The organism is Curtobacterium sp. GD1, assembly GCF_020882855.1.
Classification (GTDB): domain Bacteria; phylum Actinomycetota; class Actinomycetes; order Actinomycetales; family Microbacteriaceae; genus Curtobacterium.
On sequence record NZ_JAFEVQ010000010.1, the window covers coordinates 105,745 to 123,982 of the forward strand.

Annotated in this window: 17 protein-coding genes; 6 read left to right on the top strand and 11 right to left on the bottom strand. The window is 72.7% G+C overall.

Annotation, left to right across the window (positions count from 1 at the left end; genetic code table 11):
• The 4 genes from JSX79_RS07595 (at position 1) to JSX79_RS07610 (ending at position 4,818) form a co-directional block, all read left to right on the top strand.
• Entirely contained in the window at positions 1-1,110 is a 1,110-nt protein-coding gene (locus JSX79_RS07595) for a substrate-binding domain-containing protein (protein WP_229085655.1), read from the top strand.
• A 176-nt stretch (positions 1,111-1,286) separates the two neighbouring features.
• Positions 1,287-2,270, top strand: a complete 984-nt coding sequence (locus JSX79_RS07600) for a hydroxyacid dehydrogenase (protein WP_229085658.1) — start codon at positions 1,287-1,289, stop codon at positions 2,268-2,270.
• A gap of 14 nt (positions 2,271-2,284) precedes the next feature.
• Positions 2,285-4,153 (top strand): heparinase II/III family protein, encoded by a 1,869-nt coding sequence (locus tag JSX79_RS18195; protein ID WP_267484187.1) that lies wholly within the window; start codon positions 2,285-2,287, stop codon positions 4,151-4,153.
• Positions 4,150-4,818, top strand: coding sequence for a ThuA domain-containing protein (locus JSX79_RS07610; RefSeq protein WP_229085660.1), 669 nt, complete (start codon positions 4,150-4,152; stop codon positions 4,816-4,818). Before JSX79_RS18195 ends, JSX79_RS07610 begins: the two co-directional genes overlap by 4 nt.
• 52 nt (positions 4,819-4,870) lie before the next feature.
• Here the strand turns inward: JSX79_RS07610 and JSX79_RS07615 are convergent, their stop codons facing one another.
• The 7 genes from JSX79_RS07615 to JSX79_RS07645 all read right to left on the bottom strand — a co-directional run bounded on the left by JSX79_RS07615 (position 4,871) and on the right by JSX79_RS07645 (position 12,535).
• Entirely contained in the window at positions 4,871-6,406 is a 1,536-nt protein-coding gene (locus tag JSX79_RS07615; protein WP_229085662.1) for a DUF4832 domain-containing protein, read from the bottom strand.
• Positions 6,407-6,513: 107 nt separating this feature from the next.
• Positions 6,514-7,296 (bottom strand): ABC transporter ATP-binding protein, encoded by a 783-nt coding sequence (locus JSX79_RS07620; protein WP_229085664.1) that lies wholly within the window; start codon positions 7,294-7,296, stop codon positions 6,514-6,516.
• A complete protein-coding gene (locus JSX79_RS07625; RefSeq protein WP_071296222.1) occupies positions 7,293-8,111 on the bottom strand; it encodes an ABC transporter ATP-binding protein in 819 nt (272 codons plus the stop codon). Before JSX79_RS07625 ends, JSX79_RS07620 begins: the two co-directional genes overlap by 4 nt.
• Positions 8,108-9,007: an ABC transporter permease gene (locus JSX79_RS07630; RefSeq protein WP_229085666.1), complete on the bottom strand. Its 900-nt coding sequence runs from the start codon at positions 9,005-9,007 to the stop codon at positions 8,108-8,110. The genes JSX79_RS07625 and JSX79_RS07630 overlap by 4 nt, the downstream gene beginning before the upstream one ends.
• Positions 9,004-9,957 carry an ABC transporter permease gene (locus tag JSX79_RS07635; RefSeq protein ID WP_071296224.1) on the bottom strand — a complete coding sequence of 318 codons (954 nt, stop codon included), beginning with the start codon at positions 9,955-9,957 and terminating at the stop codon, positions 9,004-9,006. The genes JSX79_RS07630 and JSX79_RS07635 overlap by 4 nt, the downstream gene beginning before the upstream one ends.
• A gap of 37 nt (positions 9,958-9,994) precedes the next feature.
• Positions 9,995-11,530 carry an ABC transporter substrate-binding protein gene (locus JSX79_RS07640; RefSeq protein WP_229085668.1) on the bottom strand — a complete coding sequence of 512 codons (1,536 nt, stop codon included), beginning with the start codon at positions 11,528-11,530 and terminating at the stop codon, positions 9,995-9,997.
• 57 nt (positions 11,531-11,587) lie between these two features.
• Entirely contained in the window at positions 11,588-12,535 is a 948-nt protein-coding gene (locus tag JSX79_RS07645) for an alpha/beta fold hydrolase (protein ID WP_092386924.1), read from the bottom strand.
• Positions 12,536-12,600: 65 nt separating this feature from the next.
• Here JSX79_RS07645 and JSX79_RS07650 point away from each other — a divergent pair, with 65 nt between their 5' ends.
• Together JSX79_RS07650 and JSX79_RS07655 are read left to right on the top strand one after the other, a co-directional pair.
• Complete coding sequence (locus tag JSX79_RS07650; protein WP_229085669.1) at positions 12,601-13,497, top strand: siderophore-interacting protein; 897 nt, start codon at positions 12,601-12,603, stop codon at positions 13,495-13,497.
• Positions 13,494-14,321, top strand: coding sequence for an ABC transporter ATP-binding protein (locus JSX79_RS07655; RefSeq protein ID WP_229085671.1), 828 nt, complete (start codon positions 13,494-13,496; stop codon positions 14,319-14,321). The genes JSX79_RS07650 and JSX79_RS07655 overlap by 4 nt, the downstream gene beginning before the upstream one ends.
• A gap of 370 nt (positions 14,322-14,691) precedes the next feature.
• Here JSX79_RS07655 and JSX79_RS07660 read toward each other — a convergent pair whose 3' ends face one another.
• The 4 genes from JSX79_RS07660 to JSX79_RS07675 all read right to left on the bottom strand — a co-directional run bounded on the left by JSX79_RS07660 (position 14,692) and on the right by JSX79_RS07675 (position 18,135).
• Positions 14,692-15,048 (bottom strand): Fe-S oxidoreductase, encoded by a 357-nt coding sequence (locus JSX79_RS07660; RefSeq protein ID WP_175496070.1) that lies wholly within the window; start codon positions 15,046-15,048, stop codon positions 14,692-14,694.
• A gap of 2 nt (positions 15,049-15,050) precedes the next feature.
• Positions 15,051-16,454, bottom strand: a complete 1,404-nt coding sequence (locus tag JSX79_RS07665) for an NAD(P)/FAD-dependent oxidoreductase (RefSeq protein WP_229085672.1) — start codon at positions 16,452-16,454, stop codon at positions 15,051-15,053.
• 88 nt (positions 16,455-16,542) lie between these two features.
• Positions 16,543-17,364: an arginase family protein gene (locus JSX79_RS07670; RefSeq protein ID WP_229085673.1), complete on the bottom strand. Its 822-nt coding sequence runs from the start codon at positions 17,362-17,364 to the stop codon at positions 16,543-16,545.
• A gap of 45 nt (positions 17,365-17,409) precedes the next feature.
• The gene (locus JSX79_RS07675) at positions 17,410-18,135 is read right to left on the bottom strand and encodes a PspA/IM30 family protein (protein ID WP_070416310.1); all 726 of its coding nucleotides are present in this window, start codon (positions 18,133-18,135) and stop codon (positions 17,410-17,412) included.
• Positions 18,136-18,238: the final 103 nt, after the last annotated feature.

The following is an 18,238-nucleotide window of genomic DNA, read 5'->3' on the forward strand; positions in this document are numbered from 1 at the left end:
ATGCACCCGACCAGACGGCAGGAACGGATCCTGGCCGAACTCCGTGTCCACGGCAGCCTGTCCGCCTCGGACTTCGCAGCGCGCGAAGGGATCTCGGCGATGACGGTGCGCCGCGACCTGTCCGAACTCGCCGACCGCGGACTCGTGCGACGTGTGCACGGCGGCGCGGTGTCGGTCGAGACACTGCCCACCGCCGGCGCACCGCACCGTCCGGCACCGCGACCCGAGCCGACCACGCGGACCGCGACCGAACCCGGCGCGCTGTTCACCCTCGGACTCGTCGTCCCCGACCCGGGCTACTACTTCCCGAAGATCGTCGCGGGCGTCGCCGAGCGCACCGAGGCCCTCGGCGGACGGGTCGTCCTCGGGGTGTCCCGCTACGACCCGGACCGCGAACGACAGCAGGTCGAACGGCTCATCGCCACCGGGGTCGACGGGCTCCTCGTGACGACCACCGTCGCGGACGCGGTCGACACCCTCGAGCTCCTCGACCGGGCACCGATGCCCGTGGTCGTCGTCGAGCGCTCCCTCACCGAGGCACCCGTCGGCACGCAGCTCGAGTCCGTCCGGAGCGACCACGAGGCCGGGGCCGGGATCGCCCTCCGCCACCTCGCCTCGCTCGGGCACCGGAAGATCGGCATGGCCGTGTTCGAGACCCCGACGACCCCGCAGCTCCGTACCGGCTACGAGCGCAGCGTCCGCCAGCTCGGCCTCGGCACCGACGCACCCGTCGAGGTGATCGACGAGACGCACGCGGTCGGCGAGGCCACACGGGCGTTCGTCCGACGCTGCATCGGCACAGGCACCACCGCGGTGTTCGTGCACTCGGACCACTACGCCGTGGAGTTCGTCGAGACCGTCACCGAGATGGGCCTGACGATCCCGGGCGACCTCTCCGTGGTGGCCTACGACGACGAGGTCGCCGCGCTCGCCGGGGTCCCGCTCACCGCGGTGGCGCCACCGAAGAACGACGTCGGCCGGTTCGCGGCGACGATGTGCTTCGAGCGGATCTCGGCCACGGCGCAGACCGGGTTCGCCCGACGGCACATGACCCTGACGCCGACGCTGAGCGTGCGCGGGTCCTCGGTCGCGCCGGTGTTCGCTTCGTGATCGTTTGCGCGGCCGTTCTTGACATCGAACACCGCGCGGCGCTGGCATGGTGATCGCCGACCGCCTACGAGGAGCCGCCGACGATGACGTCACACCCCCGCACGCACCGCGCCGTACCGCGGGTGTCCGAACCCGTGCCCCCGCCCGGAACAGGCCGCGTACCGGTCGCGTTCGTGATGCCGGAGACGACCTTCGCGCGGGTGTTCGACCACGGGAACCTGGCCGCACTCCACGCCTCCGAGGCGGTCCGGCTCATCGCCGACCGCCCGCTCGACCCGGACGACCCGCGTGACGCCGTGCTCCTCACCGAGGTCGAGGTCCTCGTGACCGGGTGGGGGAGTCCGGAGCTCGACGCGGGCCGCCTCGACCGGATGCCGCGGCTGCGCGCCGTGGCGCACTCCGCCGGGTCGGTGAAACCCGTGGTGGACGACGACGTCTGGTCCCGGGGCATCGCGGTGACCTCGAGCGCCGCTGCGAACGCCGTGCCGGTCGCCGAGTTCACGGTCGCGATGATCGTCCTCGCCGCCAAGCGCGCGTTCGCGACCGCTGCCGCCCTCGGGTCCGCCACCGGGCCCGTCGACGTCGAGGGGTCCTGGCCGGTCGTCGGTATGCACGGCATCACCGTCGGCGTGGTCGGTGCCTCCCGCGTCGGCCGTGCGGTGATCGAGCGGCTCCGGGCACACGACGTCCGAGTGCTCGTCAGCGACCCGTACCTCGACGACGACGAGGCCACGCTGCTCGGTGTCACCGTGGTCGACCTCGACACGCTCGCCGTCACGAGCGACATCGTCACGCTGCACGCGCCGCTGCTGCCGTCCACCCGGGGCATGATCGACCGGCACGTCATCGGCCTGCTCCGCCCGGGGACCACCGTCGTGAACACCGCCCGTGGCGCGATCCTCGACCAGGACGCCCTCGCCGACCGACTCGACCGCGGTGACCTCGCCGCCGTGCTCGACGTCACCGAACCCGAGCTCCTGCCGCCGGACGCGCGCCTCCGCTCGACGCCGAACACCTTCATCACGCCCCACATCGCGGGCTCACTCGGCAACGAGCTCCGCCGGCTCGCCGAGAACGCGGTGCGCGAGACCATCGCCTTCGCCGCGACCGGCGCCTTCACCGACCCCATCGTCCCCGACGGCTTCGCCGTCCAGGCCTGACCGCTGGAACCCCCATGACCGTCACCGTCGACGCCCAGACCCTCACCGACCGCTTCACCGCGACCGCCCGCCGGGCGCTCCGACCGAGGACGTGGCGACCCGCGCCTCCCGTCACCGACCGCGCCGCGTGGGCCGACGTGGCGACGGCGGACCAGGAGGCGCTGCTCGCGGTGGCGAGGGACCGTCGCGACGCCGCCGCGGTCGCCTTCCCGACCCTCTCGCTCTGGGCGCGCTACAGCCGGGACGGCGACCGGCAGCCGTACGAGCGCGCGCAGCGGAACCTGCTCGAGTCGGCCGCTTCGGCCGCGCTCGCGCTCGCGGTGACCGACGAGGACGAGTGGGCGACGGTCCTCGCCGACCAGGTCTGGCGGATCTGCGAACTGCGCGCGTGGTGCCTGCCGTCGCACTACGCGCTGCCGGAGAGCGGCGAGCGGCCGTTCCTGCCGGTGCCGCGCCGGGACGTGCTCGACCTGTCGGACGCGTACGTCGGCGGCATGCTGGCGGCGATCGACGCGATCGCCGGTGAGCGGCTCGAACGCGACGCGCCGGGCATCCGCGCCCACGTGCACCACGAGGTCCGCCGCCGCGTCCTGGACCCGTGGGAACGCGAGGAGTACTTCTGGCACGGGGTCGACGGGCCGCCCAACAACTGGGCGCCGTGGATCGTGTCGAACGTGCTCGTCTGTGCTGCCGTGGTGGAGCCCGACGCCGAGCGACTCGGAGCGACGATCGACCGCGCGCTCGTCATCCTCGACCGGTTCCGGGCCGGGTACGACGCCGACGGCAGCTGCGACGAGGGCGCGACCTACTGGTGGTGGGCCGGTGCGACGCTGTTCGAGGCCCTCGACCTCGTCGAGCAGCTCACCGACGGGGCCTTCGACGGCTTCGTGGTGGAACCGGTGGCCGCCACGGCACGGTTCCCGATGGGCATGCAGATCGACGCCCACCGCCAGGTCAACCACTCCGACGGGTCGCCGGTGCTGCCCGAGAACGCGAACTGGCACCTGTTGGCCCGGTTCGGTGCACGCGTCGGGGACGACGAGGTCGTGCAGCACGCCCGGTGGATGGGGCGCCGGCACGCGTTGCGGTTCGACGGGCAGCTCGCAGCGCTCTTCCGCCGCACCCTCGCCGAGCTCCGGGCACCGGGGTGGCAGGACGCCGGACCCGCGGCGCCGGGCATGCCCACGTCGCTGTACCTGCCCGGCACCGAGGTGGCCGTTGCCCGCTCCGACGCCTTCTTCCTGTCGGCGAAGGGCGGCCACAACGCCGTCAGCCACAACCACAACGACGCGGGGTCCGTCATCGTCTCGCTCGACGGCGAACCCGTCGTCGTGGACGCCGGTGTCGGGGTGTACCGCCGTGAGACGTTCATGCCCGAGCACCGGTACGGCATCTGGACCATGCGGTCGAGCTGGCACAGCGTGCCGTGGCCGAACGGGGTCGAGCAGCACGAGGGGGAGTCGTTCCGGGCCACGGGCACCGAGTTCGCCGACGACGGCGACCGAGCGACGCTGTCCACGGACCTGACCGCGGCGTACCCCGCGTCGTCCGGGCTGGTGCGAGCGGTGCGGATCGCCTCGCTCGACCGGGCCGCCGAGGTCGTCGAGCTGCAGGACGAGTGGGCGTTCGCGGAACCGGGTGTCATGACGCTCGTGCTGTTGACGCTCCACGAACCGGTGGTGACTCCCGGCGGTCTGGACGTCGGGCCGGCACACGTGGCGGTCGACGGCGCGCGCTTCGAGGTGCGCACGGAGCGACGCGAGCTCGACGACGAGAAGCTGCGGGCGGCCTGGGGCGCGGCGCTGCACCGGGTCCTGCTCGTCGAACGCGAGCCCGCCCGCGCGGGGTCGCACACCGTCCGCATCACCCGGGCCACCGCGTGAGTGCGGTTCTGCTCGGCGGGGTCGGACGGTGGACGGACCCCTGGCACCCCTTCGACGAGACGACCGCGGCGCTGACGGCGATCGCGGCCCAGGTCGGGATCGAGCTGTCGTCGTCGTCGGACGTCGACCGGACGCTCGAGTCCTTCGGGGTCGGCCCGCTGCCGTCGCTCGTGGTCGTGGACCTCGGCCTGCCGCGGGACGGCCTGCCGGTGCCGTTGCCCGCAGCGGACCCGGGGTTCCGTCGGCTGCTCGCGAGCCGCGTGCCGATGCTCGTCGTGCACGTGTCGTCGACGTCCTTCGCCGGAGACGACGACTGGGAACGGGCCCTCGGCGGCGTGTGGGTGCGCGGCACGACGATGCACCCGCCGTCCGGACCGTGCACCGTGCACGTGGTCGACGACGAGCACCCGGTCACGGCGGGCATCGGCGACTTCTCGCTCGACGACGAGCGGTACTCCCACCAGCGGGTCTCGGCGGCGGTCCGGGTCCTGGTCGACCACGAGCACGACGGTGTCCGACACCCGCTGGTCTGGGTGCACGAGCGTCCGGGCGGCGGCGTCACGGTCTACGACGGCCTCGGCCACGCCGGGGCGTCGTTCGCCTCGCCGGATCACCGCCGGCTGGTCGCACAGGCGCTGGGATTCCTGATCGAGTCCGGCTCGTGACCGTTCCGGTTCGCGATCGCGGGGGATCGCGAACCGGAACGGTCACGACGGCTCAGGAGACCGTGACGTCCCCGACGACGAGCCAGCCGTTCGTCGTCGTCCCCTGCGCCGCGAGCGCGATCGCCGGGGTGTCCGACCGGGTCGTGTCCACGATCGCGACGCCCCAGCGGTAGGAGCCGCGGGCGACGCCGGCGACCGACGGCGTGTACGAGTACGCGGTGGGCGTGCCCCGCAGCCAGTCCGAGGGCTCGGACGCCGCGTCCACGACGACCCGGACGGGCGTTCCGTCCGCCCCGAGCAGCGCGAGCGCGGCCTTGTACTTGTGCTTCCAGACCGGGAGGTTCGTCGGCAGGAAGCCCCACCCGAGGTTCGTCCACTCGTGGGTGATCGCAGCGGTACCGCCGGCACGGAGCGCGTCCGGGGCGACGACCTTCGACGGGTAGAGCCGGTACCCGCCCTCGGCGTCGAAGCGCTGCGTGAGCGGGGCGGTCTCGGCGGCGAACCACGAGAGTGTCTCGCCGTTCCGGAAGTCCATCATGTTGACGTGGGCCTCGACGGAGTCGTCGAACTCGCCCTGCCGCACGTCGGCGACCGTCTCGTAGCCGCGGGGGTCCTGCGTGACGTCGTGCTGGCCGGTGACCCAACCGCCCTCCATGATGATCGGGCGCCGGTACCGCCACTTCGCGGCCATCGACCTCTCCCAGTCGGAGTAGTAGGTGGTCATCCCGAAGGCGTCGTGGCGGAGGACGTACCCCTTCTCGTACGCGCCGTCGAGCATCCGTTCGCTCTCGGGGTCCGGCGCACCCCAGTCCTTCCCGCCGCCGATCATCCGGTGGTAGTTCAGCGCCAGCGGCACGGTGGTGAAGTGCCGCTGGTACAGGTCGATGATCCAGTCGAACACGGGCTCGCGGTTCGCGGCGTCCCGGTAGAGCATCGAGTGTCCCTCGCCCCACTTGCCGAGGCCGTACCCGTCGATGAAGTCCGTCGTCTCCGGGTCGTCGTACTGCGCGGCGAAGGCGGCGACGAACGCCGCGTACTTCGCCTGGAACACCGGGTCGTCCGGGTAGGGCGACCAGACCGTCTTGCTGCCGGTCTGCGTCTCGTACCCGGAGGCACCCGCGGCCCGCACCCAGTCGGGCGTGAAGTTCGACGCCTTGTCGCGGCTGTCGACCACCACGCGGAACGCCAGCCGGAGTCCCCGACGGCGGGCCTCGGCGAGGATGCCCGCGAAGGCAGCGTTCGTGTCCCATCCGTAGACGCCCTCTGACGGTTCGAGGATCGTCCACGACACCCGCATGTACAGCACCGAGGCGTGGTCGGACACGGTGATCGTGGTGCCGTCGGGCAGCGGGACGTCGTCGTACTGCGTCCAGTAGTCCGCCGCCGGGGTGGACGAGCCGTACAGCGCCCAGCCGTTGAGCGGGTTCTTCAGCAGCGTGGTCGTGTCGGCCGCGAACTCCTTCGTGACCGTGGCGGCGAGGTGTGGTCGGCCGTGCCCTGGTCCGAGGACCCCGCTCGCGGCCGATGCGGTGGCGACGATGCCGAGACCGAGTGCCGTCCGTCTGGTGATGTCGTTCGACGTGCTCATGCGTTCTCCCCTTCGAGAAGCGATCGATGCACGTCGATGCTCCCGAGGGTCCCGCACAGTGGGCAAGGACTCCCGCCCAGTCGAACAGGAGTCGCACACGGCCGGCGCTACGGCAGCGTCGGCGCAGCCTCCACCAGGGTCCGGGTCACCGGGTGCTCCGGCGCATCGAGCAGGGACACCGGCCCGTGCTCGACGATCCGCCCCGCGGACATCACCGCCACCGTGTCGCACAGCCGCTGCACCACGCCGATGTCGTGCGACACCAGCACCAGCGTCAGCCCGAGGTCGTCCGCGAGCGACCGGAACAGCTCGATCACGCGGGCCCGGACCACCACGTCGAGGGCGCTCATCGGCTCGTCCCCGAACAGGATCCGCGGCGAGTGCACGACGGCCCGGGCGATCGCGATGCGCTGCCGTTGGCCGCCGGAGAACTCGTGCGGGTACCGGTCGACGACGTCGGCGGGGAGGTCGACGCGCGCGAGGACATCCCGGACGAGCGCGTCGTGCGAACCGTCGATCCGGAGCGCCCGCAGCGGTTCCGCGACGATCGCGCCCACGCGCATCCGCGGGTCGAGCGAGGCGTACGGGTCCTGGAAGACCACCCCGGTCTCGCGACGGAACCAGCGCATCGCGGCCGCGGACCCGGACGCCACCACCGGACGACCGGAGGCGGTCACGGTGCCTGCGGAAGGCGCCTCCAGGCCGGCGAGCAGCCGCACCAGCGTCGACTTGCCCGATCCGGACTCGCCGACGATCCCCAGGCGCGCCCCGGGCGCGACCGTCAGGTCGACGCCGTCCACCGCGGTCCGGACGGGCCCGGGTTCGAACGGGCCGCGGCGGGGGAGTCGGTAGGTGCGGTGCAGGTCGCGGGCGTGCAGGACGTCGGTCATGCGGAGCCTCCGGTCCGAGGGGCACGACGGGCGGTGGCGCGGGCGGCGTCGACGAGGGCGGCCGTCGCGGGGTGCTGCGGCGCCGCGAGGAGTCCTGCGACCGACCCGTGTTCGACGACCCGGCCGGCGTCGAGCACGACGGCCGTGTCCGCGATCCGGGCGAGCACCGCGAGGTCGTGCGTGACGAAGACCATGCCCGCGGTGAGGCCCTCGAACAGCTCGAGGATCCGGGCCTCGGTCGTGACGTCGAGCGCCGTGGTCGGTTCGTCGGCCACGAGGTAGGACGGCTGGCCGGCCATCGCCATCGCGATGCAGATCCGCTGCCGCTGCCCACCCGAGAGCTGGTGCGGGTACTGCCGCAGCATCGACTCGGGATCCGGCAGGCCCACGCTGACGGCGAGGTCGAGCGCGGCAGCCGCTGCGGCACGCCGGTCGAGCCCGCGGTGCAGCCGCAGCGGTTCGGCGATCTGCGCGCCGACCCGGCGGAGCGGGTCGAGCGCGGTGCCGGGTTCCTGGAAGACCATCCCGATGCCGGCGCCGCGGTGGCGGGCCCGCTCGCGGTCGGGTAGGCCGACGAGCTCGGTGCCGTCCAACCGGACGCTGCCGGTGACGGTCGCGCCGGTCGGCTCGAGTCCCATCAGGGCGAGCGAGGTCATCGACTTGCCGGACCCGGACGCGCCGATCACGCCGACGCGGCGGCCAGGAGGCACGGTGAACGTCACGTCGTCGAGGATCGTCCGACGGTCGATGCGGACCGTCAACCCACGCACCTCGAGCCCGGAGGCTGCGGTGCCCGGAGTGGTCGCGTCGCTCATGCGGTCACCCCCGTGTTCGTCGTGGCCGGGTCGTCCGGCGTGCGGGGCGCGGGTCCGCCACCGGCCGCGCGGTCGTTCGTGGTCAGTCGCGGGTCCGTCGCGTCGCGGACCGCGTCGCCGAGCAGCGACAGTGCCGCGACGACCAGGGCGATGGCCGCACCGGGCCAGGTGGCGCTCCAGGGGTGAACGCCGATGTACGTCTGCAGGTCGGCGAGCATGCTGCCCCACGAGGCCGTGTTCGAGCCGGCGCCGTACCCGAGGTACGAGAGCCCGGCCTCGGCGAGGACTGCGGTGGCCATCGCGAGCGAGAGCTGCACGGTGAACAGCGGCGCCGCGTTCGGCACGAGGTGGCGGAACAGCACCCCGGCACCGCCCACGCCCGACGCCCGCGCGGCGGTGACGTAGTCGCTGCGGGCGATGCGGCGGATCTCCCCGCGGGCCACCCGGGCGATCGTGACGCCGAAGGACAGGCCGACGCTGACGATCACGACGCCGAGCGACCCGCCGGCGATCGCGGTGAGCAGCATCGCGGTGAGGAGGGTGGGGAACGCCACGAGGATGTCGAGCAGGACGGCCGTGCCCTCGCGGACCCAGCGCGCGGTGAGCGAGCCGATCGCGGTGAGGACCATGCCGACGACGCTCGCGATGACGCCGGAGCCCACCGCGACGAGCACGGTCGTGCGGGTACCGGCGAGCAGGTAGCTCGCGATGTCCCGGCCGGAGGCGTCGGTGCCGAACCAGTGCGCGGGGCTCGGCGGCTCCCACTGGTGGAAGGGGTCGGCGCGGAAGGGGTCCTGCGGCGTCCACACGAGCGACACCACGGCGAGGACGACGAGCAGGCCGAGGACGACCACGGCGAAGACCCCGGTCGGCCGGGCGAGGAGCCGGCGGATCACTCGGACACCTCGCGCTGTCGGGGGTCCAGCGTGCGGTGCACGACGTCGACCGCGAAGCCCACGAGCAGCACGAGCCCGGTCAACACGAGCAGCTCGGACTGCACCTTCGTGATGTCGCGGCGCCCGACGTCGGTGACGAGCATGCGTCCGACGCCGGGGAGCGAGAAGAGCTGTTCGACGACGACGGCCCCGACCAGGAGCCCGGCGATCTGCACGCCGAGCACGGCCAGCACGGTCAGCGCCACCGACGGGAGCCCGTGCTTGACGAGCGCCTGCGTCCGGGTGAGCCCGATCGCCGCCGCCGTGCGGACGTGGTCGGCGTCGAGCACCCCGAGCGTCGCCGAGCGGGTGAAGCGCAGGATCACCGCACCCTCGACGGCGCCGATCGTCAGTGCGGGCAGCACGAGCGCGGCGAACGCCCGACCGGGTTCGTCCCAGCCGTCGAGCGGGAAGCCCTGCGTCGGGAGCCAGTGCAGCGTGACGGCGAACAGCGCCACGAGGAGCATGCCGGCCCACACGATCGGGATCGCCGCGACCGCCTGTGCCACGAAGGCGATGACGGCCCCGCCCGGGCGACGCCGCAGCACCGCCGCGAGCACGCCGAGCGGCACCCCGATGACGAGCGCGGCGACGAGCGACATGGCCGCGAGCGGCAGCGTGACGCTGAGCTTCTGGGCGATCTCGGGTGCGACCCGTCCGTCGGTGACGAGGGACCGCCCGAGGTCGCCGCGGAACAGCCCGCCGATCCAGTCGAGGTACTGCACGACGACCGGTCGGTCGAGCCCGAGCTGCTGGCGCAGTTCGGCCACCTGCGCCGGCGACGCCTGGGTGCCCGCGACGATCTGCGCCACGTCGCCGGGCAGCACCCGGAGCGTCGCGAAGATGATCACGCTGGCCACGAGCAGGCCGACGACGAGCAGGAGCACCCGCCCGATGAGGAACCGGGTCACGACACCGATGCTACGGGAGCCGTGGTCCGTGCCCGCCTCACTTGACGGCGAGCTTCGACAGGTCGAGGCGCGAGTTCGTGCCGTCGTACGGGAAGCCCGTGACGCCCTTCCGTACCGCCGTGATCGACGTCGCCGTGTAGAGCCACTCGCCGGCGGCGTCCTCGCTGACGATCCGCGCCGCCTTCTGCAGGTCGGCGACCTTGGCGGCTTCGTCCGTCGCGGCGACCGAGTCGGCGTAGAGCGACTGCACCTCGGCGTTGTCGTAGCCGAAGTAGTACTCCGGGTTCGCCCAGTTGCCGAAGTCGCGCGCCTCGACGTGGTTCACCATCGACAGGTCGAAGTCGCGGGTGCCGCTCTTCGGTGCTTCGAACACCTGCGACAGCCAGGTGGCGAAGTCGACGCGCTTGACCGTCAGGGTGATGCCGACGTCGGCGAGCTGCGACTTCAGCACGTCGCCGATCGTCGCCGAGTAGATGTTCGCGTACGTCAGCGTGAGGTCGAGCTTCGGGTGACCGGCCTCGGCGAGGAGCTTCTTCGCGTTCGCGGGGTCGTACGCGTCGATGTCGGTGAGGTCCTGGTAGCCGGGGTCGAGCTCGGGGATCGGGCCGCCCTGCTCGACGCCGGTGCCGCCGATCGCCTTGATGATCGCCTTGGCGTCGATCGCCTGCCGGATCGCCTGTCGCACCCGCTTGTCGGTGAACGGCGCCTTCTGGTCGTTGAACGCGAGCGTGTACTTGTCGGTCGTCTTGCCGGTGTGCAGCGAGATGTCCGAGCTGTTCTGCAGCTGGCTCTTGAGCGTGCCGTCGACGGCGGTCTGCACGTCGAGGTCGCCGTTCGCCATGGCGTTCACCGCGGTGGACGGCTGCGTGATGTAGCGGAAGACGACCTTGGCGACCTTCGCCTTCGTGCCCCAGTAGTCGGCGTTCCGCTCGAACGTGAGCGAGTCACCCTGCTTCCAGCTCGACACCTCGTACGGGCCGGTGCCGTTGGCGCTGTCGGACAGGTCGTTCTTCGCCGCCTTCTCGAGGACGAGGCCGGCGCGCCCCGTGAGGTTCCAGAGCAGGTCGGAGTCGGGCTTCGCCAGCTTGAGCTCCACCACACCGGAGGACGGCGAGGTGATCGACGTCACGTTGGCGAGCTGCGCGGAGTCGACGTACGAATCGTTCGACTTGACCTGCTGCAGCGACCAGACGACGTCGGCCGCGGTGACGTCCTTGCCGTCCTGGAACGTGGTGCCGTCGCGCAGCGTGAACGTGTACGTCAGGCCGTCGTCCGACACCGCGTGCTTCGACGCCAGCACGTCGCGGACGTCACCGTCCGCCGTGCGGCCGACGAGCCCCTGGTAGACGTTGTCGATGAGCACCTGGTCGAGTGCGGCACCGGACTGCGTGCGGATGTCGAGGCTCGTCGGTTCGAGGACGAGACCGACGCGGACGGTGGCGTCGGTGCCGCCGTCCTCGTTCGAGGATCCGGAGCAGCCGGTCAGCACGAGGGCCGAGGCGACGGCCACCGCGGTGGCGGCGAGGGCCGCGCGGCCGAGGCGGGAGGTGCTGCGGGCGGGGAGCGGACTCATGGGTGGTGGGTTCCTTCCGGCGCGGTGGCGACGGTCGTCGCGCGCGCTTGCACGAGGTTAGCGGCGGCCGGGGTGCTCCGGCGACGGTTCTTCGATCCGGTGCAACAAACCGTTACGTTCCGCCCATGCCCGGATCGCCGTGGCCAGTTCGAGGGGGGCCTGGTTCTGCACGGCGTGCCGGGCCTCGACCGTGACGATCTCGGCGTCGGGCAGGCGCTCGGCGAACTGGGCGTGCAGCTTCGGTGACACGTAGCCGCGGTCGCCGCGGACGAGCAGGATCGGGACGTCGAGGGCCTCGAGGTCCGGCCACGCGTCCGCGAACCGCCCCACCGACGAGGTGCGTCCGGCGGGGAGGTGCGGGAAGTGGTGGCGCCGCACGAGTCGCCCGTCGGCCCCGAGCCGTGTGGTGTGCCGGGCCTCGCGCAGGAGCACCGCGCGGTCGTCGCCGACGCGGGCCTCCACGGCGCGGTCGACGACCTGTTCGAGCGACGTGAACGGCTCCTCGGCCTCGAGCGCGCGGGCGATCCGGTCGACGGCCCGCTGGGCGAAGTCCGGTGACATGTCGACGAGCACGAGTCCGGTGACGCGTTCCGGCGCGGTCGCTGCGAGCCGGGCGGCGAGGATCGCGCCGAGGGAGTGCCCCACGACGATCCCCGGCCGGACCCCGAGCGCGTCGAGGGCCGCGAGCACGCTCGGTGCCGTCGCGCCGGCCCCGTAGTCCGCGTCGTCGCGCCACCCGGACCGGCCGTGGCCGGGCAGGTCCACGGCGACCGCCGGCTCGCCGACGGCGAGCGCGGTCTGGTCGAAGCTGTGGGCGTCGATGCCGAGCCCGTGCAGGTAGGTGATCCGCGCCTCCTGGCCGTCCGCCGTGTCCCAGCGGATCGCGGCGATCTCCTGTCCGTCGGTGGTTCGGACCACCTGCCTGGAGGCGCGCATCGGCGCCGTCACGCCGCTCGCGTGGGCGAGGTCGGCCAGGTCTGCGAATTCGTCGTCGGCATCGGGCACGGGGACGATCCTCGCACCGTGCGGACCCTTGGGTCTCTTAGGTAAGGCATGCCATACTTGCCGTCGTGGCAGCCCGGTACCGTGTCTTCTCCGTCCGCGTGGCAGCCGTCACGTCCCTCACCCCGCACTTCGTCCGGGTGACCTTGACGGGCGACGCCCTCGCCGAGTTCTCGTCCGTCGGCCTCGATCAGCGCATCAAGATCGTGCTGCCGATCCCCGGGCACGGCTTCACGGACCTGCCCGACGGCGAGGACTGGTACGGCGCCTGGCGTGCCCTGCCCGACGCGGTCCGGAACCCGCTCCGCACCTACACGGTCCGCTCCTTCCGCCCGGACGCCCGTGAGCTCGACATCGACTTCGTCGCGCACGGCGACACCGGACCCGCCTCGCGCTGGGTCTCGGCGTGCCGGGTCGGCGACGAACTGCGCATCGTCGGGCCGGCGGTGCCGGCGTCGCCCGCGGAGCTCCCGACCGGTGCGGCCGAGTTCGACCCCGGCGCCGCGAACCGGATCCTGCTCGCCGGCGACGAGACCGCCGCCCCGGCCATCTGCGCCATCCTCGAGGCGCTCGACGTCGCCACCGTCGGCCACGTCTTCATCGAGGTCCCGACCGACGCCGATCGGCTGCCCGTGTCCGCGCCCGCCGGGGTCGAGGTCCGCTGGATCGCCCGGAACGGCGCCTCGCACGGCGTCCGGATGACCGACCAGGTGCACGCCTGGGCGTCGACCGTCGCGGCGGGGCCGGCGTGCGGCGACGCGGGGGAGCTCGCGGACGTCGACGTCGACGAGCAGGTGCTCTGGGACATCCCGGCCGGCGACGAGCCGCGACCCGTCTACGCGTGGATCGCGGGCGAGGCCGGGTGCGTCAAGGAGCTCCGCCGGCACCTCGTGCGCGGGGTCGGGCTCGACCGGAAGCAGGTCGCGTTCATGGGGTACTGGCGGCACGGCAAGGCCGAGAATTGACCGGTTCCGTCGACGGTGCCGGGGCTGCGTCGACTGTGCCGGCGACCGCGCTCGGGGCCCGGGGGCTGACGCTCGCGTACGACGACCGGGTCGTGGTGTCCGCGCTCGACGTCGACATCCCGGACGGTGAACTCACCGTCATCGTCGGGCCGAACGCCTGCGGCAAGTCGACGCTGCTGAAGTCGTTCGCGCGGACGCTCAAGCCGACCGCCGGCACCGTGTACCTCGACGGGTCGCCGATCTCGTCCCTCCGCCCGAAGGCCGTCGCACGCCGCGTCGGGATGCTCCCGCAGACCCCGATCGCGCCGGACGGCATCACCGTGCGCGACCTGGTGTCCCGGGGGCGGTTCCCGCACCAGGACCTGCTGCACCCCTCGTCGGGGTCGGACCGGCGGGCCGTGCAGGCCGCGCTCGAGCAGACGTCGACCGTGTCGCTCGCCGACCGCAGCGTGGACGAGCTGTCCGGCGGGCAGCGACAGCGGGTGTGGATCGCGATGGTGCTCGCGCAGGAAACCGACATCGTCCTGCTCGACGAGCCCACCACGTTCCTGGACATCGCGCACCAGTACGACGTGCTCGAGCTGGCCTCGGCGTTGCACGCGGCCGGTCGGACCGTCGTCGCGGTGCTGCACGACCTCAACCAGGCGGCGCGGTACGCCACGCACGTGATCGCGATGCGTGACGGGTCGATCGTGGCGTCGGGGCCGCCGGCGTCGGTGGTGACGGCCGACCTCGTCGAGGACGTGTTCGGGCTGCCGTGCGTGGTCGTCGCCGACCCCGAGACGGGCACGCCCCTCGTGGTGCCGCGGCGCCCCGCGGCCTGACGCGCGGGCGCGCCGCGCCGCGGGCGCGTGGACGGGCGGGCGGGCGCGCGCTCGCGCCCGGTCAGGTCGCACGAAGTGCCGCTCGCGCGCGCCGCGGGCGGCACTTCGTGCGACCCGGGCGTCACGTCCGCGGCGTGTCGTGCGACCTCGAGACGGACGTGACCCGTCGCGGTGGGCGCGCACCGTTCCGGACGGGAGGCACGGTGCGAGACCGTCCCGAGCCTCCCGTCGGGGTGTCGGCCAGCTCCACCCCCGCGAGGTCGCGAGAACTGCCGCTCGCGCGCCCGGCGCGCGGCACTTCGTGCGACCTCGCCGCCGCACGCGCGGCGTGTCGTGCGACCTCGGGGCGGGCGCGCGGGCGCGCCGCGCGTCAGCGGTAGTTCCCGTCCTCGAGGCCGGCCTCGATCTCGAACCGGTTCCGCAGCGGATCCTGCCCGGCCAACGCGTACACGATCGGCATGAGCATCCCGTACCGCCGCCACTGGTCGACGTGCACCCGCTCGTGCCGGAGCACCCGGTCGCCGTCGTTGTCCCGCGTGAGGTAGACCGATCCCACGCACGTGCCACCGCGGCGGAACACCCACCGCGGCAGCCCGGTGCACACGATCAGCCCGTCGACGACCCGCACCTTCCCGGTGGAGAGCGGGACGCCGACGGCGAGGCCGACCGCGGTCGCGAACGCCCACCCCGCCCGGGACACGGGGGAGTCGAGCAGGGGGTTCCGCACCGCTACTCCGGGCGGCCGTAGGTCTCGAGCAGTCGCAGCCAGATCTCGTTCATCGTCGGGTAGGCGGGGACGGCGTGCCAGAGGCGGTCGACCGGGACCTCGCCCACGACGGCGATCGTCGCGGCGTGCAGCATCTCGGCGACGTCCTGCCCGACGAAGGTCACGCCGACGACGACCCCGCGGTCCTCGTCGACGACCATCTTCGCCCGCCCGGTGTAGCCGTCCGCCTGCAGTGAGGCGCCGGCGACGTTGCCGAGCTCGTACTCGACCGCCCGGACGTTCAGCCCCTGCTCGCGGGCCTTGGCCTCGGTCAGGCCGACACTCGCGACCTCGGGATCGGTGAAGGTGACCTGCGGGACCGCAGCGTGGTCGGCGGTGGCGACGTGCGCACCCCACGGTTCGGTGTGCAGCGGCGTGCCCTGGTGCCGGGCGGCGATCGCCTCGCCCGCGGCACGCGCCTGGTACTTGCCCTGGTGGGTGAGGAGCACGCGGTGGTTGACGTCGCCCACGGCGTAGAGCCAGTCGGTGCCCTGCACGAGCATCGTGTCATCGACCTGCAGCCAGTCGCCCGCGGCCAGCCCGACGGACTCGAGGCCGAGGTCCTTCGTGGTCGCGGCGCGTCCGGTCGCGGCGAGGACCTCGCTCGTGATGACCGTCGAGCCGTCGTCGAGCGTCGTCGTGACGAGGCCGTGCTCGTCACGGTCGACGCGGGTGGGGTTCACGCCGGTGCGGACGTCGACGCCCAGCTCGCGGAGGGAGTCGGCGACGAGCTCTCCCGCGAACGGCTCCATGCCGCCGAGGAGCCCGTGCCGTGCGACGAGCGTGACCTTCGCCCCGAGGGACGCCCACGCGGTCGCGAGCTCCGAGCCGGAGACCCCGCCGCCGATGACGAGCAGGCTCTCGGGCACCGTCTGCGCGCTGGTGGCCTCACGCGTGCCCCACGGCGTCGCGTCGGCAAGCCCCGGGACGTCGGGGAGGATGTGCAGCGAGCCCGTGACGACCGCGATCGCCGCGGTTGCCGTGTACGTCGTGCCGTCGACCTCGATCGTCTTCTCGCCGGTGATCCGGGCGTGGCCGCGGATGAGGTCGATGTCGGCGGACTCGAGCCACGAGACCTGGCCGTCGTCCTTCCAGTCCGAGGTGAAGGAGTTCCGTCGGGCGAGCACGTGCGCCGCGTCGAGGTCGCCTGTGACCGCCTGCTTCGCACCGTCGAGTCGCTTCGCCGCGGCGAGCGCGTGCCCGCTGCGCAGCAGGGCCTTGGACGGCATGCACGCCCAGTAGGAGCACTCGCCGCCGACGAGCTCGGCCTCCACGATGGCGACCGACAGGCCGCGCTTCTTGGCGTAGTCCGCCACGTTCTCGCCGACTGCGCCGGCGCCGATCACGATGAGGTCGTAGTCCGTCATGTCGCCGAGCGTACGCGGATCGGCATGGGTCATGCCGGGCGCGGTGCGTACCCCTGGAGAACGGGTCCGCGGGGGAGCGCCGGGACCGTCAGACGGTGCGGGACGCGCTCGTCAGCGCGCCGACCGCACGCAGGATGACGCCGAGGTCGTCGACCGCGCGGTCCGGGTCGACCGGCGCGAACCCGGTCAGGGCCGCGCCCGCAAGTCGTCGTCCGCGCGTGGCGGCCTGGATGCGCTCGACGAGACCGGCGCCGTCCAACCCGAACGGGACGGGCTCGAGCAGCCCGTCGACCTCTGACGGGTCGAGGACGTCCAGGTCGACGTGCACGAACACCGCCTGGGCACCGGTGGCGTCCACCGCTGCCGCGATCGCGTCCGGGGTGGCGGCGTCGACGTCGAGGTGCACGATCCCGGCACGGTCGAGGGCGCCTGCCTCGGCGTCCTCGACCCCGCGCACGCCGGCGACGACGACGGACGACGCTGCCAGGGTCGGGAGGGCCGGGAACAGGTCGTCGGGGCGGTCCACGAGGATGCGGAGCACGGCGGTCTCGGCGGCGACGGGCTGGGCGCGGTTGAGTGCCCGGAAGCCGCTCGACCCCGCGATCCGCACGAAGGCGGTGTCCGGTGCGAGCCCGACCGTGGCGCCGAGCACGCTCGCACCGTCACCGCCGACGACGAGGACCGGCTCGCTCGACACCGTGGTCTCCTCGGCGACCCGTTCGGCCACCGAGAGCACCGAGGTGTACCGGGCGACGGCCGTCTCGAGACGATCGCCGGCGCCCGCCGGGACGTCGACCACGGTGGTCGACGCGCGCGGGAGGTCGGCCGCGATCGCCGCGGCTCCGTCCCCGAGGCGCATCGCACGGGACGACGCCGAACCCTGCCACTGACCGACCACGAGGAACTGCATCGTGCCAGTCTGTCAGGCGGGGTCCGGCGTCGTCCGAGGAGCGCGTCAGATGCTCGACGAACCGCCGGACTTCAGGGCGGCGAGCCGTGCCTCGACCTCGGCGTCCTTGCCCACGTCCTCGAGGCTCTCGAACTGCGAGTCGAGGCTCGACGACTGCAGCTCCTGCTGGCCGAGGACCTTCGCCTCTTCGCGGCGCACCTTCTCCTCGAAGCGGCCGAGGTCGCTCGTCGGGTCGAGCACGTCGATGTTGCCGAGCGCGTCGTTGACCTTGGACTGCGCCTCGGCCGTCTTCGACCGGGCGACGAGGTTGTCGCGCTTCGAGCGGAGCTCCTCGAGCTTCTGCTCCATGCCGGCGAGGCCCGACTTGAGCTTCTCCACCGCCTCGTTCTGCGAGGCGAGGTTCGGCTCGGCGTCCTTGACCTCCTGCTCGGCCGCGATCTGCTTGCCGATCGCGATCTTGGCGAGGTTGTCGAACTTGTCCGCCTCGGCCGTCTTGCCCTCGGTGCGGTACTTGTCTGCAGCGGAGGAGGCGTTGGCGGCCTTCTGGCCCCACTCCACCGCTGCCCGCTTGTCCTCTTCGTGGTCCTGCTCGAGCAGTCGGACGTTGCCGATCGTCTGCGCGATCGCCGTCTTGGCGTCCGCGATGTTGTTCGTGTAGTCCCGCACGAGCTGGTCGAGCATCTTCTGGGGATCCTCGGCGTCGTCGATGAGCTGGTTGATGTTCGCCCGGACGAGGGTCGAGATCCGCCCGAAGATCGTCTGCTTTGCCATTGCTGTTCCCTTTCGTGGAAGGACTGGTGTGGTGCTGTTGGTCTGTGGTGCCCGGTCTAGAAGCGGCCGCCGCCGGAGAAACCGCCCCCGCCGCCTCCGCCGC